This is a genomic window from Methylobacillus methanolivorans (assembly GCF_044751345.1).
Lineage (GTDB): Bacteria > Pseudomonadota > Gammaproteobacteria > Burkholderiales > Methylophilaceae > Methylobacillus > Methylobacillus methanolivorans.
Genome location: NZ_JBIWXY010000002.1, coordinates 442,049 through 456,250, shown reverse-complemented (window position 1 = coordinate 456,250; position 14,202 = coordinate 442,049). Strand labels below are relative to the sequence as shown.

Genomic DNA, 14,202 nt, shown 5'->3' with positions numbered 1-14,202 from the left:
GCCTTTTTAACGCAAGCACTGCCGATAACTATTGAATGCCGTCCCCAAACAACTCTGGCACGCTGGCGATGTCAACGCGCCACACCCGCTATGACAAGCCAGATTGGCAGCATCCAGCGTAGCACCACAACTGGCGTATTTCTCAGGACTACCTGCACTGCCATTGCCCGCAACAGCAGCCATGGTCGCTGACGAAGGAGATGCCGGTGATGCTGTTGCTGACTGGGAGTTGGCTGGGGTGCGAGCATTGGCGCTGCTGGCAGCGCTATCTGCCCCCTGCTTGGCTGAGAATTGCCAATCCTGATAGCTCTTAGCGCCTGCAAATCCCTGATAAGCTTCGCTGAAACCCTCCTGCTTGAATGGCCTAGCAGTAGAGCGGCTATACACACCGACAATACGTTCCTGCTCCTTGATCAAGCCCCACTCCTTGCTCTCCGTCATTGGGTCGATATAGATCCTGCGCAGGTGATGTTGTGGCTTGGGGCCGCGTTTATCTAGCAACAGGGCTTGCAGGGTAGCGGGGTATTCCTTGATCGGGCTGGGTGTCTGCTGGTAATACTGCTTGATGGCAGCCTGCATCTGCGCGCCAACGAAAAGTAGCTCTTGCTCTTTGTCGCGCTGCGAAGCCGTATGCCAGGCCTCCCCCAACGCCGCGAGGCCAATGCCGCTGATAGCCATCATCATCAACAAGCCTATGTAGGTAAAGCCGGCTTGTGCCTTACCACTCAGCATAGAGCGAACCATCCGCTGCCTGACCCTCTGCGCCACTATGCAGGTCATATAGCTCGCCTGGCATATCTTCCTCAGGCGCCACAATCTGCCAGCTATCACTACTTTCTGTGATCGGGTCCTGCGGCACAGTGCGGATATACTTGCGCTCGGCCAGCTCCTCCAACGATTCAGGATAGCGCGCGTTGTCGGCGTGGAATTTGTCGATGGCATCACGCACCACCGCCAGCGTCTGCTTCAGGGCCGATTCCTTGGCTCGCTCAACACCATTGAAATAACGTGGCGCAGCAACAGTGATCAGCAGCATGAGAATCGCCATGACCACCAGCAACTCCACCAGCGTGAATCCTCGCATCCATTTCCGCTGCATCACCACTCCCGGTAGGCAATGCCATTGAGGCCAGTGCCGTTGCTGAGGGAATACACATCAAATACATCTGCGCCTGCCTGCGGCGCATCGGGCGGGCTGGCATAGCTGCGCTTGCCCCAGGTATCCTGCGCGGCTACGTCTTTTTCCGGGAACATCGGGTCGCGTGGCAAGCGACGCATGAAGCGGATCAGGCGCTTCTTGTCACTGCTGGCATCCGGCACACCATTCGCCAGCACGCCAAGGTTAGGCGGGTAGCCCGACGCTTCAGCACTGACGATCACCTTGCCGTCTTCCACCGCTTTTTTGTAAGCATCAATCGCAGTGCGAATATCGCGCAAGGCCTGGCGTAACTCGGCTTCTTGCTGACGCTTGACGCTCCACTGCCCAAGTGGGATCAAGGCGCTGGCGAGGATGCTGACTATAGTCAACGTCACCACCAGTTCAATCAGCGTAAATCCGGCCTGGGATTGCCTCACGTTACTGACCTTGTTGCGTGCTGGTCTTAGGCACCACGACGGCTGGCGTCACCAATGGCACTACCGGCTTGGGCTGTGTGGACATGAAGTTATCCTGGGCAGGCTGGCTATCTTCGCTAGGCGCTACCGTAGGTTCTGGCTCGGGCGTGATCGCCTCAGCAGGCCGCAAACGCTGCATCATCATCTCGCGCATATTCATATTGCCTGCCACCCCAGTGCCTGGCACATTGATCTGCGGATGATCACTAATGCCGCTTTCGGTACCTGACCAATATTCCATGACTTCGGATTCAGGACGGCTGATGTTATTCACCACGCGCGGCGTAATCGCCAGCACGATTTCAGTTTTCTTGCGGTTATCAACCTGGTTGGAGAACAAGCGGCCCAGCAATGGAATATCGCCCAAGCCTGGCAAGCGGCTTGTGTTTTTGCGCTCTTCATCGTTGATCAAGCCCGCCAGTATTTGTGTCTCACCGTTCCGCAGCCGCAGCAGGGTACTCGCATTGCGGGTGCCGATCTGGTACACCACGCCACCGCCTTGCAATGTCGTGGAGGTGCCGAGCGAAGAAACTTCCAGCGCAATCTTGATATTGACGTAATCATCCAATGTAATGCGCGGTTCGGCTTCGAGCTTGAGGCCCACATCCAGATACTGCACTGTCTGCGAAGAGCCAACGCCAGCGGTGGCCACTGTCGTAATCACTGGCACCTTGTCGCCCACCAGCACTTGCGCCTTGTCGTTGTTGCGCACGCGTATGCGTGGATTGGCAAGGATATTAATGTCACCCGTTGTCTTCTTGAAATTCAGGCTGGGGTTGGCATCAAACAAATAAGTACTGGAATTGTTGCTCCTCATTGCGTCTATCGACAACCCTGCCGATGCCGTCAATGAAGTTGGATATTCAATCCCCAGCTCTTGCAGTCGCTCGCGCGTGACTTCCATCACTTCAATTTCCAGCATCACTTCCGGGTCGGCCAGGTCATTGGCCGCCACCAGTTTCTCAGCGATACGCACCACTTCCGGCGTATCGCGGATCACGATCATGTTGAGTCGCTCATCGGTGTGAATGTCCTTGGTCTTGAGCATGGTCTTCACCATCGCAGAGACATCCTTGGCCTTTGCATTCGTCAGGTAGAAGTTGCGGATCACCAAATCCTGGTAATCCTTGAGCTTGGCTGCCGTATTGGGGAACACCAGTGCGGTGTTCTCGGACAACACCTTTTTCTGCAAACCATTGGTCGCCAGCACCATTTCGATCGCTTCATCGATAGGCGATTTCTTGATAAATACCGTCGCCTTGGTCTCAGGCTTGATGTCTTTATCGAGGATAAAATTAATGCCGGTGGCACGCGACAAAGCCTCAAATACCATCTTGATATTGGCATCGCGCAACTCCAGGCTCACGGGTTTGCTAAACGCAGGCTTCAGCTTGGGCGGCTCCATACGCACATGACTGCGCTGCTGGCGAATTTCGCGTTGCAACCTGAGCGCATCCTCGTCCTGCGGTGCTTCCAGCAGCACTTGGTGCAATACATCGCGTGCAGCATCCGCATCGCCCTTTTCCAGCAACTGCCGGGCATACTCCACCTGCTCTGCATGTTTGCGTAGACTATCAATCAGCAATTGCCCGGATTGTGCCCGCGGATTATCAGGCTCGATCACCAATACGCGGCGAAACAGCTCGCCCGCATCCGCCATGCGCCTGTCGCGCAATGCGGCCTCGGCTTCGGTCAATAATTGGCTGACGCCCTGCTCGGTCGCGACGCGTGCACGCTGGCGTTCCTTCACGCCCTCAGGCTTGTTGGCGCGCTCCACCTGCGTATTGGCAATCTTTTCCTCCGGCGTATCGCCTGGAAATCCAGGCTTGGGCCAAGGAGTCAGTGCACATGAAGACAGCACCAGTAACGTCACAAGCAGGCTGCTCATGCGCCATGCAGAACTCAACAACATTTAGAGATTCCCCTGTAAATCATCCGGGTCTACCGGCAAATGGCTGGCAGGATTCACGGTCGCCGCCAGCTTGCTTTTCTTGAGCAAGGTTTTGGGCAAGTTAAGCGGTAAATAGGTCAGGTAGAGGTTTTGCTCATCTTCCTTATCCAGGCGCCAGGTGCGGTCCACATTGTCGCCAACGGCAATGGAATAAACCTGGCTGGCACTGGCAAGCAAGATCACGGTGCCCTGCGGCCCATCTTCCAGCTTGCCGATATAGGCAAAGCCAGGCGCTGGTGCCACTGGCGGCGGCGGTGCCAACTCTGCCGCGGTTTTCACGGGCGGCACGTACCAATGCTGTGGCTTGAACAGATCAGCTTGCGCAAGCTGAGCCTGGGCATCGACATGGCGGCCTTGTAGCAAGGCCCAATCCAGATAGTGTTGTCTTGCTTCCGCATCAGTAACAACATCCGTCACGGGTTTGCTGGCAGCAAGGGGGCGAGTACGTGCTGGATGTGAGGTGGCCAATAGCTCACCGTCCTCCTCATCCTCCATGCTGAATACCAGCGCCAGTGTCAGCAATAACCCCAGCACCAGCAACCATGGCCGTGTTTTCGCCGTAGATGTAGTGGACGCACTCATACAGCACGCTTCCTGATGAAGAACACCAAGCGCAAACGCGTCTTGATTTCTGCCTCCACGGCCTCGCCACGCTCAAAACCCAGCTCGGCCAGTGCTACGTTGGGCAAGGCATCCAGGATATCCAGCACCAATGCCTTTACCTCCTGGTAACTGCCGTTCACCGGCACACTGGCCTCAAAACGGCGTAAATTGCCTTGTCGCTTTTCAGTGAGTGAATACTCGCCTTTAACCACCGGCAAGCCATGCCCCTCTGCCAAGCGGAACAAAACGCCCAGCTCATCTGGCAAGCGCTGAATATCAGGAAAACGTGTATCAAATTCCGCCAACTCCTGCGCCAGTGTTTGTTCGGGTGAACTCTCAGGCTGCCGTTGCGGCTGCGGATTGAGGCTGAATGTAGCTTCCTGTGCTGCTACGTTCTGCCGCAGTTGCATCAGCTCATTTTGCAAGGGTAGTAGCCCAGCCACCAGCAGGTAAACCGTCGTCAACAACACAGCCACCAGGGCGATCCCTTGCCAACCCAAGCGGTATTGCACACGGCGCACAAGCCATTGCAGGTGCTGAAGATCAAGCGAGCGTTTCATTAGTGCCTGCATCAGCTAGCTCCCCAGCGGGTAGTGATGCCAAAGCGGATGAAATGCGCCATGCCGCCATCCTGCGGCTTTTCCATCATTTCGTGCTCATCCAGGGTGACATCCTGCATTTCTGGCACAGCTTCCAACCGCTGCATATACGCCAGCAGGGAAGGCATATCCTTGGCTTCTCCCTTGAGGCGTAGCCTGCCCTTGGCAGCATCTGGCCGTATCGCCAGCAAGGCGATTTCTGGCTGGGCGACTTGTTCCAGCCGATTGAGCAAGGCAGGCCAGGGGCGACCCAGCTCACCTAATATGGTGTTGGCCTCCTTGATCGCGGATTTTTGTGTGGCAGATAGTGCTTGCGGCTGGATAGCAGTGACTTGCACCGGCTTGCGGGCATCTTGCGCCTGTTGTAAGCGTTGCTCCAGGCTACTGCGCTCAGTGCGCATTTGCATAAGTTGCCAACCACACAGCGACGCCAGTGCTGCCGCTAACACCAAGCCAATCAGGAAACGGGCCCCCTGATCAGGCGCAGCCACATGATTGAGTGTTAGCTTCATGCCCCCGCTCCCGCCATTGTCCAGTGCGCTTGTGGTTGCCAGGACATCATGCGCGGCTGCATGGCATCGCCTGCCAGCTCACACACCTGTAATGGCGTGGCATCGGCCATGTCGAGTTGCAGGCGCAAACTACGCACGCCAGCTTCCAGCGCCGATTGCCAATCATCGGTGATAGGTTGCAACCTGACAGCCACCCAGCTATGGTTTTTCCAGGCCAACAGGCTTAGCCGCCCAGATTCTCGTAGCGCAAAAATGCCATCAGCGGACGACTTGGCAGCATACTGAAACGCATGAGCCAGCGCCGGCTGCACGCTGACCAGCTTGCCCTTTACCTCCGCCACCTCTTGCATCAAAGCCGTCAGCAATGCCTGATCTACTGCACTGGCCAGCCCATTACCACCCAGCCCAGCCAAGCTAAGCTGGATATCCCATTCTGTGACAATGTCGCCGTGCACACGCTGAAAAGCATGGCGGCACAACATGCCCAGTTCTTCACGATTAGTCGCACCATCCGGGTTGGGCACGATGGCATAACGCATGAAATCGCTGGACAACACCACTTCAAGCCTTGTTCGGGCCACACCGGCCTCCTGCATTGCTTGCGGTAATCGTGCAAGCAATGGGGCCAAGTCACGGCCCTCGTGTTCGATGTTTAGCCTGCCGTGGTCAAGCTGCGTGCGCTTGAACCCGGCACCCTGGCGCGACCAGCTGATATGCTGTGGATGAAGATACATCATGACGCGAGGCTGCCATGCTGCGGGCAGCAAGCGATCAAGCCACGAACGTGACACGATTGATCTCCTCTAATGTCGTCTCGCCACGCGCAACCGCTTCCAGGGCAGCTTCACGCAGACTCTTCATGCCACGGGCGCGGCCTGCTTCCTTGAGTTTGCGCAAAGGTTCACGCGCAATAATCATCTCGCGCAACTCATCGTCCAGCGCCAACAGTTCGGCAATCGCCTTGCGGCCTTTGTAGCCACTTCCGCGGCAATGGCCACAACCCTTGCCTTGCCTGAATTGGTAATGCGTTACCTCTGCGCGACTCAGGCGCGATTGTGCCAACAGCTCATCATCCACCTGCACGGCCTCGGCACAGTGCGGGCATACCAGGCGCACCAGGCGCTGCGCCATCACGCCATTCAGGGCTGCCACCAGGCTATAGGCCTCGACATTCATATGCAGGAAGCGGCTAATCACATCAAACACATTGTTTGCATGCAGTGTAGTGAACACCAAGTGACCCGTCAGCGCTGACTGCACGGCAATCTGCGCGGTTTCCGGGTCGCGGATTTCACCGACCATGATCTTGTCAGGATCGTGGCGCAAAATGGAACGCAGGCCACGCGCAAAGGTCAGGCCTTTCTTCTCGTTCACCGGGATTTGCAGCACGCCGGGCAATTGGTATTCCACCGGGTCTTCAATGGTGATGATCTTGTCGTGGCCATGATTGACCTCGGTGATTGCGGCATAGAGCGAGGTGGTCTTGCCGGAACCTGTCGGCCCGGTCACCAGCACCATGCCATAGGGCTCGCGCACCAGGCGGCGAAAATCCTCGATGATGTAATCGTCAAAACCGAGCTGCTTGAGCGACAAGCCCTTGGCCTGGTCGGAGAGTGACTTCCTGTCCAGCACCCGCAACACGGCGTCTTCACCATAAATGCTAGGCATGATGGAGACGCGGAAATCGACATCGCGCCCCTGCATCATCACCTTGAAGCGGCCATCCTGTGGCACACGGCGCTCAGCAATGTCGAGCTCTGCCAGAATCTTGACGCGCGAAACAGCCTGCTCGGCCATGTCTGCGCCCTGCATGCTACCCACATGCACCAGCACGCCATCGATGCGGTACTTGATCACCAGCCCGGCAGCTACGCTTTCCATATGAATGTCGCTCACTCCGGATTTCAAGGCATCGTACAAGGTAGAGTTCACCATCCGAATCACCGGGCTGCTATCGGCATGGATGCTTTGCAGGCTTAAGTGTTCAACATCGGCCTGATGGATGTCGCTCACTTCCCCGATATTGGCGAGGTTGCCATCCATGGCACGCAGGTCTTCCTCGTGCCGGCTTAAATAGGCCTGAATATCGCGGAAATGCGCCAAGCCAGTAGAAAAGCTGCCGGGCAGCCACTCTGCCGCCCAATCCAGCGCAGCCTGATCAAATGGGTTAGATAACACCAGCCAGAGCACATTGCCTTCGCGCAAAGGCAGGCATTGCCAGCGACTCGCCATGGTAAAACTCATGAGCTCGAATGCGGGCTGCATGGCATGCAGGGATTCCATGCTGAACAGGCGTAATTGCGTGGCAGCAGCCAACGCTTGCGCGTAGGCATCATCTTCCACACCAGCCATGCCCTGCAAGGCATCCATGATGCCGTGATTGCTACTGGCCGCAAGACGGCGCGCTTCCGTGATATGCGCCTGGCTGAACATCTCTGCCACGCTCATTGCAGGCTACCCGCAAGTTCAAAGATCGGCATGTACAACATCACCACGACAGCACCAATGATCAGGCCAATAAAAATCATGAGCAGCGGCTCGAACAAGCGCGTGAACCACTCCAGCCAACGGGCGATTTCCTCGTCATGCAGCGTGGCAATATGTTCCATCATCTTGCCCATCTCGCCGCTTTTTTCGCCTACACGCAGCATGCGCAACGATACTGGCGTCACCAGCCCAGCAACTTCCATCGCCTCAGAAATGGAGCGTCCCTCACGGATCAAGTTCGAGGCCTGGTCCAGACTTTGGTGCATGGAAGCAGTGAGCAGGCCGCGCGCCATTTCCAGCGCCTGCTTGATGGTGATACCCCCTTCCAGCAGCATGCCCAATGTGCGGTAAAAGCGCGCCAACTGAAACACACGCATCTGCTCGCCTATGGTCGGCAAGCGCCAGAGCATGGTCATGATGCGTCCTCGCACCTTGGGGCGCATCAATGCCGCGACAAGCAGGCCTAGTAACACGACACTGCCGAGCAACAGGCTCTGACCATGGGTTTCCATGATATTGGCCCAGCCCAGCACCAGGCTGAGCATCCACGCCTGATTCTCACCGGCATCGGCATAAATCTGCGAAAAACGCGGCACGACATATCCCAGCAGGAACAGCACCACCAGACCACCCACAGTGATGAGCAGGAAAGGATAAATAGATGAAGCAATCAGCTTCTTGCGCAATACCTCGACTTGTTGCTCATAGCCGATATAGCGCAACAGTGCCTCAGGCAAATCGCCGGTGCGCTCGCTAGCCTTGACCATCGAGGTATACAACCCAGGAAATGCAGTAGGATAAGCTGCCAGTGCCGCCGAGAATGTCTGGCCGCGATACAGTGCTTCCAGCACGCCTTTGAGCACCTGGGCAATGTCCGGGCGCTGCTCTTTTTCAGCAATGCCTTCGAGCGACTCTACCAGCCCCAGGCCGGCCTTGAGTAGCGAGAGCAACTCCTGACTGAACAACAGCAAAGGGAAACGTGTGCGCTTACTTCCAGCTAAGCGCTTAGACTCAGAAGATTTAGTCGCCAGGACTTCATACCCTTGGCTGCGCGCCTTGGCTACGGCCTCCTCGGCATGTTGCGCCTCAAGCTCTAGCGAGACCAGGCGGCCTGCACTGATTGCCCGTACCTGATAGCGCATATCACCAGTTCACGATATCGACATTGTCATCGCTACCGCCAGGCTGGCCATCCTTGCCCAGTGAATAGAGATCAACGTCGCCATGCTCGCCTGGCGACTTGAATTGATATGGCCGCCCCCAGGGATCGTTCGGTACACTTTTCTGCAAGTAAGGCCCCGCCCACTTGCTTTCGCCCGCAGGGGCGCTATTCAAGGCAGGCAAACCCTGCTCGGTGGTGGGGTAGTGCCCGACATCCAACCGATATTGATCGAGCGCCTTTTCCAGCGACGCAATCTGGGCACGCGCTGTCTTGACTTCAGATTTGCCAAGCTGGGCAAAATACTTGGGCGCAACATATCCCACCAGCAAGCCCAGGATAACGAGAACCACCAGCAACTCCAGCAGGGTAAAGCCTGCCTGAACGCGGTGTGTGGAATAAGGATTATTCATAGCGGCATGCCAGGCTGTCCCTGGCTTTCATACATAAGATTTGCCGCCCAGCATAGCCATGCTTTATGACGTTTTCATTAAACTCAACCCAGCCAACAAGCCTTGCTATCCCGGCCTTGCAACAAGGCTAGATGTCATCATTTTGCAATGTAGACATGCATAATCAGCGCGACATGTAGCGCTCAACGCAGCGCTTTATTTCACTCTAGAAGGCCTCGAATCTGCCTCATGAATACTGCTACTCACTTTCGCTTCATCCACAGCGACGACAATCCAACGGTCAAACGCTTATTGCGCACAGTTGCCCCCGTGTTCGACGATATGCCTTGCCTGCCAGTGCTGAATATTTTCCAGGAAAACCAGCATATTTTTGCCCTACCCGTCGTCAATGCACAGCACAAACCAGTAGGCATCGTCGAACGCCATGCCTTCATGGAAACCTTTATCAAGCCTTATACCCATGAAATTTATGGCAAGAAGCCTGTTGCCGAATTCATGAATCAGCATCCATTGATCGTGCCTAGCCATACCTCCATCGACGACATTTCACGCATCATTATTGATGCCGGCATGCAGCACATGGTGAGCGGCTTTATCGTCACAGAGCATGAGCGCTATGTCGGGATTGCCAATGGGCATGATCTGCTGGATGAAATCACGCAGCGCAAGCAAGCCAACCTGTTTTATCTTGCGCATTTTGACCAGCTGACCAAGCTACCCAACCGCGTGTTATTCATGGACAGGCTATCCATGGCCCTGGCAGAAGCTTGTCGCACCAACTCACAAATCGGCCTGCTATTTATTGACCTCGACAAGTTCAAGCACTTTAACGACTCCATGGGACACGCCTTTGGCGACCAGTTACTGATCGCGCTTGCGGGGATTCTCACTCGTTGCTCCCGTGAAATGGACACCGTGGCCCGCCTTTCAGGCGATGAATTCACCATCATCGTTGAGAATATTGGCAGCCAGAAAGACCTTGATACCTTGTGCTGGCGCATACTCGACACATTGAAACTGCCCCAGCAGATCATGGGACGCGAGGTATTCATTTCGGCCAGTATCGGCACGGCCATCTATCCGCGTGATGACGAGGATGCCAACAACCTGTTGGTGAAAGCCGATGCCGCCATGTATGAAGCCAAGCGTGGTGGCCGCAACACTTACCGGCATTACACTGCCGGCATGCAGCTCTACTCGCTGGATCGCATGTCACTAGAAACAGACTTGCGCCTCGCCATTGAACGCAACGAATTTGAACTGTATTACCAGCCGCAGATCGCGCTCGACAGCGGCAAGGTCGTCGGCAAGGAAGCCCTGATCCGCTGGCACCACCCACATCGCGGCCTACTCACGCCTATTCATTTCATTGAAATTGCCGAGGAAACCGGCTTGATCGTCGCGATCGGCCAATGGGTGATCCGGGAAGCCTGTCGCCAGCATCAACATTGGCTGCAAGCCGGGTTCCAGCCCATGCGCATCTCGGTCAATATTTCTGCCATGCAGTTCTACCAGAGCAATTTCTGCGACATGGTAGAAACCATCATCCACGATACCGGCATCAACCCTGGCTATCTCGAGTTTGAACTGACCGAGAGCATGTTCATGCAGGATGCTGATACCGTGGTAAAAACCTTGCGCAGGCTGCATGGGCTGGGCATCAAGCTCGCGATTGATGATTTCGGCACCGGCTACTCCAACCTCAGCTACCTGCGAAAATTCCCGATTGACCGGCTCAAGGTGGACCAATCTTTCATCAAGGGTATAGAACACGAGCCGATCAACGTAGAAATCGTTAAGACCATTGCTGCCTTGGCGCGCAGCATGTCGCTGGAACTGGTGGCAGAAGGAGTAGAAACCGATGTAGAGCTGCACTGGGCAGAAAGCAGCGGCTGCACCTTCGTGCAGGGCTATCACTTTTCACAACCACTACCAGCAGAAAAATTCACGCGCTGGGTGACGGAGTACAAATACCAGGCTGACCAGTATGCGCTGGTTGATATGTAAAGCTTGTTGCCAGGAGCTACTTCTTGGCAATGCTACGCGACTGTTTGCGGTGCCAGCGCGCAAACACGCCGACCAAGCCCAGCAAGAGCATCCAGAAGGTGGATGGCTCAGGCACGGCACTCACCTGCCAACCGATATCGGCAAGGGCCGCATAGTCCAGATCGCTGAAATATTCGCGATGACCAAACTGCGTCCCTGGGTCCATCAGGTTATCCACCTGTTCGCCATTGATCGAGCCCTGCACACCATAAGCCCAATGCGCACCTAAAGCATCCATCGGTACCGGGCCGCCATATAAAGCCATGGCATTTTCCCCGGTAAATACCCAACCTGTCTCTGTGGACATCAACAAAGCATTCCAAGCCGCGGAAGTGCCAAACCCGAGCAAATGCGCAATTTCATGCGTTGCTGTAGTGAACAAATCCGGCTGCCCTGCCGTCAGGCCACTTTCATCCAGACCGGCATACCAGGAAAACTGGCTATTAAACCAGATGGAACCGCCCCATGGACCATAGTCAGTCGCCAACTCATCTGCCGATGTCACCAAGGCACCTGCTTGACCACGTCCGGCCACGGTATCAATGAATGCCTGACTGCCTTCAGCATAGATGCTGCCAGCACCAGCCGCACCAAGCACTGAGCCTCTGAAGGAAGAAGCTCCCACAAACACCACCAGGCTGTTTTCCGGCACGTACAAATCCGTGACCGTGGCACTTTCAATCCAGCTGTTCCAGCTCGGATGCTGCAAACTGACGCTCCAACTATCCCCCGCTCCCGGCTGGATAGCAGACAGTCTATCGGTCAGGCCGCTGAACACGGAAGCGGCCTGTTGCAACACATCGCGTCGCATCAAACCAGCTTCACTCTCGGTACTAAACCAGCCATGGCGGTCAAAACGATAGTCAAAGACTATCTCGATCGCCTGCGCGGTGTTGGCAACCAAGGCGAGCACGATGAGTAATGCACATTGGCGGGCCTGCTGGACGATGGTCATATTGAGCCTCAAATATTGAGAATTGTTATCATTATATTATTTAATGATAACAATTCTCAATACATATTTAATCCTCAGGCACGCATGCCAGATCAGCCGCTACTCAAGCGATGTCAGGATTGGCAGGAATGACTTGCTGCACAATGCGCACCAAGTCCGCCAGGGTACGTACATTGAGTTTTTTCATGGCATTGGCCCGGCGTACTTTCACGGTAATTTCGCTCAGGTGGAGTCGGTCTGCCACTTGCTTGTTCAGCAGGCCTTCTACCACCAGCAAGGTCACATCGCGTTCACCCGTAGTCAGTGATTGCCAGCGCGATTGCAACTCTGCCGTGATCGCCGCTTGCTGTCGGCGCTTGCGATCCAGGGCAATGCCATGGTGGATCGCATCCAGCAGATCCTGGTCGCGGAATGGCTTGGTGAGAAACTCAATCGCGCCATTTTTCATGGCCTCCACGCCCATGGCGATATCGCCATGCCCGGTAATAAATACTACCGGTATCTTGATGCCGGATTGCAGCATCTGCCGATGAAAATCCATGCCGCTCTGGCCTGGCATGCGCACATCCAATACCAGGCAGGCCGGGTGCTCACCCTGGGCATACTCAAGGAATTCGCGTGTAGCGGCAAAAGCCTGTACGGTCAGGCCCACGGACTCAAGCAAATCACGCAAGGAGTCACGCACGGATTGATCGTCATCAATCACATATACAACGGGCGGCAATGTAGCGGCGGTCATCATCCGGCAGGCTCCTGTGCAGGCTTGGCGATAGGCAGGTTGAAAAGGAATAACGCGCCCTGGCTGGCATTGGACTCCGCCCATATCTGGCCATGATTAGCCTCGATGATGGTGCGGCTGATACTGAGACCAATGCCGATGCCGTCTTTTTTGGTTGTCCAGAAAGCATCGAACAAATGCTCATACAAACCAGCGGCAATGCCAACGCCAGTATCGGCAATCGCGAACAGGATGCGCCCGTCGCGCACTCCGCTCGTCAGGGTCATGCTGCGCCTAGGTTTCGATACCAGCGTCAGCGCATCAATCGCGTTCAACACCAGGTTGCCCACCACCTGCTGTATCTGCACACGGTCGGCCAGCGCCAGAGGCAATTGTTCATCCAGCTCAAGATTGAGTGCAATCTGGTGGGTTTGCATTAACTCTTGCGAAAGAGTGAGCACTTCCTGCACCGCTTCGTTGAAGTCGAATGCCATCTTGTGCGGCAGCTCACCCTTGGTCAGGCTGCGCACCCTGGCGATAATCTCGCTGGCACGCCCAGCATCGCGCACGATGCGCTCTAACGTCTGCCCAGCCTTTTCCAGGTTGGGCGGCTCCTGCGCCAACCAACGCTGGCAGGCATGCCCGCTAGTCGTGATCGCTGCCAGGGGCTGGTTGAGCTCATGCGCAATCGAGGTGGTCAGGCCTTCCAGGCTTTGGCCGCGCGCGATGCGCATCAATTGCTCCTGCATGGCCTGCGCCGCCATTCTCGCCGCTTCCATTTTCACCACCAGATAAGCGGTCACCACGATGGCGGCATTGCTGATCGCCAGGTTCACGAGGCCGATGTGGTACGTGCCGTGCGGTGTCATGGCAAAGCTGACCCAGGTCAGCAGCAGGCAAGTGACTGAGAGAACCAGCAAGGCATGTCGGCCCAAGACACGCGTCGCAGCAAGAATCACCACTGCATAGAACACCGCAATCGCCACTTCATAATGCGTCGTCGTATCGGCGACAAAAATCGCCGCCATGACGAGCGTCATTGCAATCAAAGCTATCGGATGACGCGGGTTTGCTGATGATGGCATGTGCATGGTCATGTAATGTGTTGCCAGATTCTACACCGCTATTCCCGGAGCCGCGCCATC

At 55.9% G+C, this 14,202-nt stretch carries 15 protein-coding genes; 1 reads left to right on the top strand and 14 read right to left on the bottom strand.

The genetic code is table 11. The features are described from left to right. Positions 1 to 6 precede the first annotated feature (6 nt). From ACIKP9_RS11670 to gspG, 11 genes are read right to left on the bottom strand one after another with little or no spacing between them, the layout of a single operon-like run. On the bottom strand, positions 7 to 732 hold the full coding sequence (locus ACIKP9_RS11670) for a type II secretion system protein (RefSeq protein WP_400883008.1): 726 nt from the start codon (positions 730 to 732) through the stop codon (positions 7 to 9). Continuing rightward, a complete protein-coding gene (locus ACIKP9_RS11665; protein ID WP_400883005.1) occupies positions 719 to 1,099 on the bottom strand; it encodes a type II secretion system protein in 381 nt (126 codons plus the stop codon). The genes ACIKP9_RS11670 and ACIKP9_RS11665 overlap by 14 nt, the downstream gene beginning before the upstream one ends. Beyond that, on the bottom strand, positions 1,099 to 1,575 hold the full coding sequence (locus ACIKP9_RS11660; RefSeq protein WP_400883002.1) for a type II secretion system protein: 477 nt from the start codon (positions 1,573 to 1,575) through the stop codon (positions 1,099 to 1,101). The genes ACIKP9_RS11665 and ACIKP9_RS11660 overlap by 1 nt, the downstream gene beginning before the upstream one ends. 1 nt (position 1,576) lies before the next feature. Then, positions 1,577 to 3,526 (bottom strand): secretin N-terminal domain-containing protein, encoded by a 1,950-nt coding sequence (locus ACIKP9_RS11655; protein WP_400882999.1) that lies wholly within the window; start codon positions 3,524 to 3,526, stop codon positions 1,577 to 1,579. Next, positions 3,527 to 4,147 (bottom strand): hypothetical protein, encoded by a 621-nt coding sequence (locus ACIKP9_RS11650; RefSeq protein ID WP_400882996.1) that lies wholly within the window; start codon positions 4,145 to 4,147, stop codon positions 3,527 to 3,529. It lies immediately after the preceding gene. After that, the gene (locus ACIKP9_RS11645; RefSeq protein ID WP_400882993.1) at positions 4,144 to 4,728 is read right to left on the bottom strand and encodes a hypothetical protein; all 585 of its coding nucleotides are present in this window, start codon (positions 4,726 to 4,728) and stop codon (positions 4,144 to 4,146) included. Before ACIKP9_RS11645 ends, ACIKP9_RS11650 begins: the two co-directional genes overlap by 4 nt. 11 nt (positions 4,729 to 4,739) lie before the next feature. Then, complete coding sequence (locus ACIKP9_RS11640) at positions 4,740 to 5,279, bottom strand: PilN domain-containing protein (protein WP_400882991.1); 540 nt, start codon at positions 5,277 to 5,279, stop codon at positions 4,740 to 4,742. After that, positions 5,276 to 6,070 carry a hypothetical protein gene (locus tag ACIKP9_RS11635; RefSeq protein ID WP_400882988.1) on the bottom strand — a complete coding sequence of 265 codons (795 nt, stop codon included), beginning with the start codon at positions 6,068 to 6,070 and terminating at the stop codon, positions 5,276 to 5,278. The genes ACIKP9_RS11640 and ACIKP9_RS11635 overlap by 4 nt, the downstream gene beginning before the upstream one ends. Next, positions 6,051 to 7,727, bottom strand: a complete 1,677-nt coding sequence (locus ACIKP9_RS11630) for a GspE/PulE family protein (protein WP_400882985.1) — start codon at positions 7,725 to 7,727, stop codon at positions 6,051 to 6,053. The genes ACIKP9_RS11635 and ACIKP9_RS11630 overlap by 20 nt, the downstream gene beginning before the upstream one ends. Further along, positions 7,724 to 8,908 (bottom strand): type II secretion system F family protein, encoded by a 1,185-nt coding sequence (locus ACIKP9_RS11625; RefSeq protein ID WP_400882982.1) that lies wholly within the window; start codon positions 8,906 to 8,908, stop codon positions 7,724 to 7,726. Before ACIKP9_RS11625 ends, ACIKP9_RS11630 begins: the two co-directional genes overlap by 4 nt. Position 8,909: 1 nt before the next feature. Continuing rightward, positions 8,910 to 9,338: a type II secretion system major pseudopilin GspG gene (gene gspG / locus ACIKP9_RS11620; protein ID WP_400882979.1), complete on the bottom strand. Its 429-nt coding sequence runs from the start codon at positions 9,336 to 9,338 to the stop codon at positions 8,910 to 8,912. Between the two features lie 228 nt (positions 9,339 to 9,566). Here gspG and ACIKP9_RS11615 point away from each other — a divergent pair, with 228 nt between their 5' ends. Continuing rightward, the gene (locus ACIKP9_RS11615) at positions 9,567 to 11,345 is read left to right on the top strand and encodes an EAL domain-containing protein (RefSeq protein WP_400882976.1); all 1,779 of its coding nucleotides are present in this window, start codon (positions 9,567 to 9,569) and stop codon (positions 11,343 to 11,345) included. A gap of 16 nt (positions 11,346 to 11,361) precedes the next feature. Here the strand turns inward: ACIKP9_RS11615 and ACIKP9_RS11610 are convergent, their stop codons facing one another. The 3 genes from ACIKP9_RS11610 to ACIKP9_RS11600 form a co-directional block, all read right to left on the bottom strand. Then, positions 11,362 to 12,339: a PEP-CTERM sorting domain-containing protein gene (locus tag ACIKP9_RS11610; RefSeq protein WP_400882973.1), complete on the bottom strand. Its 978-nt coding sequence runs from the start codon at positions 12,337 to 12,339 to the stop codon at positions 11,362 to 11,364. 103 nt (positions 12,340 to 12,442) lie between these two features. After that, a complete protein-coding gene (locus ACIKP9_RS11605; RefSeq protein WP_400882971.1) occupies positions 12,443 to 13,081 on the bottom strand; it encodes a response regulator transcription factor in 639 nt (212 codons plus the stop codon). Continuing rightward, positions 13,078 to 14,142: a sensor histidine kinase gene (locus ACIKP9_RS11600; RefSeq protein WP_400882968.1), complete on the bottom strand. Its 1,065-nt coding sequence runs from the start codon at positions 14,140 to 14,142 to the stop codon at positions 13,078 to 13,080. The genes ACIKP9_RS11605 and ACIKP9_RS11600 overlap by 4 nt, the downstream gene beginning before the upstream one ends. Positions 14,143 to 14,202 lie beyond the last annotated feature (60 nt).

Excerpts from the sequence above, each read along its gene's own strand:
- ACIKP9_RS11670 (WP_400883008.1), bottom strand. The coding sequence starts at position 732 with ATGCTGAGTGGTAAGGCACAAGCCGGCTTTACCTACATAGGCTTGTTG.
- ACIKP9_RS11665 (WP_400883005.1), bottom strand. The coding sequence starts at position 1,099 with ATGCAGCGGAAATGGATGCGAGGATTCACGCTGGTGGAGTTGCTGGTG.
- ACIKP9_RS11655 (WP_400882999.1), bottom strand. The coding sequence starts at position 3,526 with ATGTTGTTGAGTTCTGCATGGCGCATGAGCAGCCTGCTTGTGACGTTA.
- ACIKP9_RS11650 (WP_400882996.1), bottom strand. The coding sequence starts at position 4,147 with ATGAGTGCGTCCACTACATCTACGGCGAAAACACGGCCATGGTTGCTG.
- ACIKP9_RS11645 (WP_400882993.1), bottom strand. The coding sequence starts at position 4,728 with ATGAAACGCTCGCTTGATCTTCAGCACCTGCAATGGCTTGTGCGCCGT.
- ACIKP9_RS11640 (WP_400882991.1), bottom strand. The coding sequence starts at position 5,279 with ATGAAGCTAACACTCAATCATGTGGCTGCGCCTGATCAGGGGGCCCGT.
- ACIKP9_RS11630 (WP_400882985.1), bottom strand. The coding sequence starts at position 7,727 with ATGAGCGTGGCAGAGATGTTCAGCCAGGCGCATATCACGGAAGCGCGC.
- ACIKP9_RS11625 (WP_400882982.1), bottom strand. The coding sequence starts at position 8,908 with ATGCGCTATCAGGTACGGGCAATCAGTGCAGGCCGCCTGGTCTCGCTA.
- gspG (WP_400882979.1), bottom strand. The coding sequence starts at position 9,338 with ATGAATAATCCTTATTCCACACACCGCGTTCAGGCAGGCTTTACCCTG.
- ACIKP9_RS11615 (WP_400882976.1), top strand. The coding sequence starts at position 9,567 with ATGAATACTGCTACTCACTTTCGCTTCATCCACAGCGACGACAATCCA.
- ACIKP9_RS11610 (WP_400882973.1), bottom strand. The coding sequence starts at position 12,339 with ATGACCATCGTCCAGCAGGCCCGCCAATGTGCATTACTCATCGTGCTC.
- ACIKP9_RS11605 (WP_400882971.1), bottom strand. The coding sequence starts at position 13,081 with ATGATGACCGCCGCTACATTGCCGCCCGTTGTATATGTGATTGATGAC.
- ACIKP9_RS11600 (WP_400882968.1), bottom strand. The coding sequence starts at position 14,142 with ATGCCATCATCAGCAAACCCGCGTCATCCGATAGCTTTGATTGCAATG.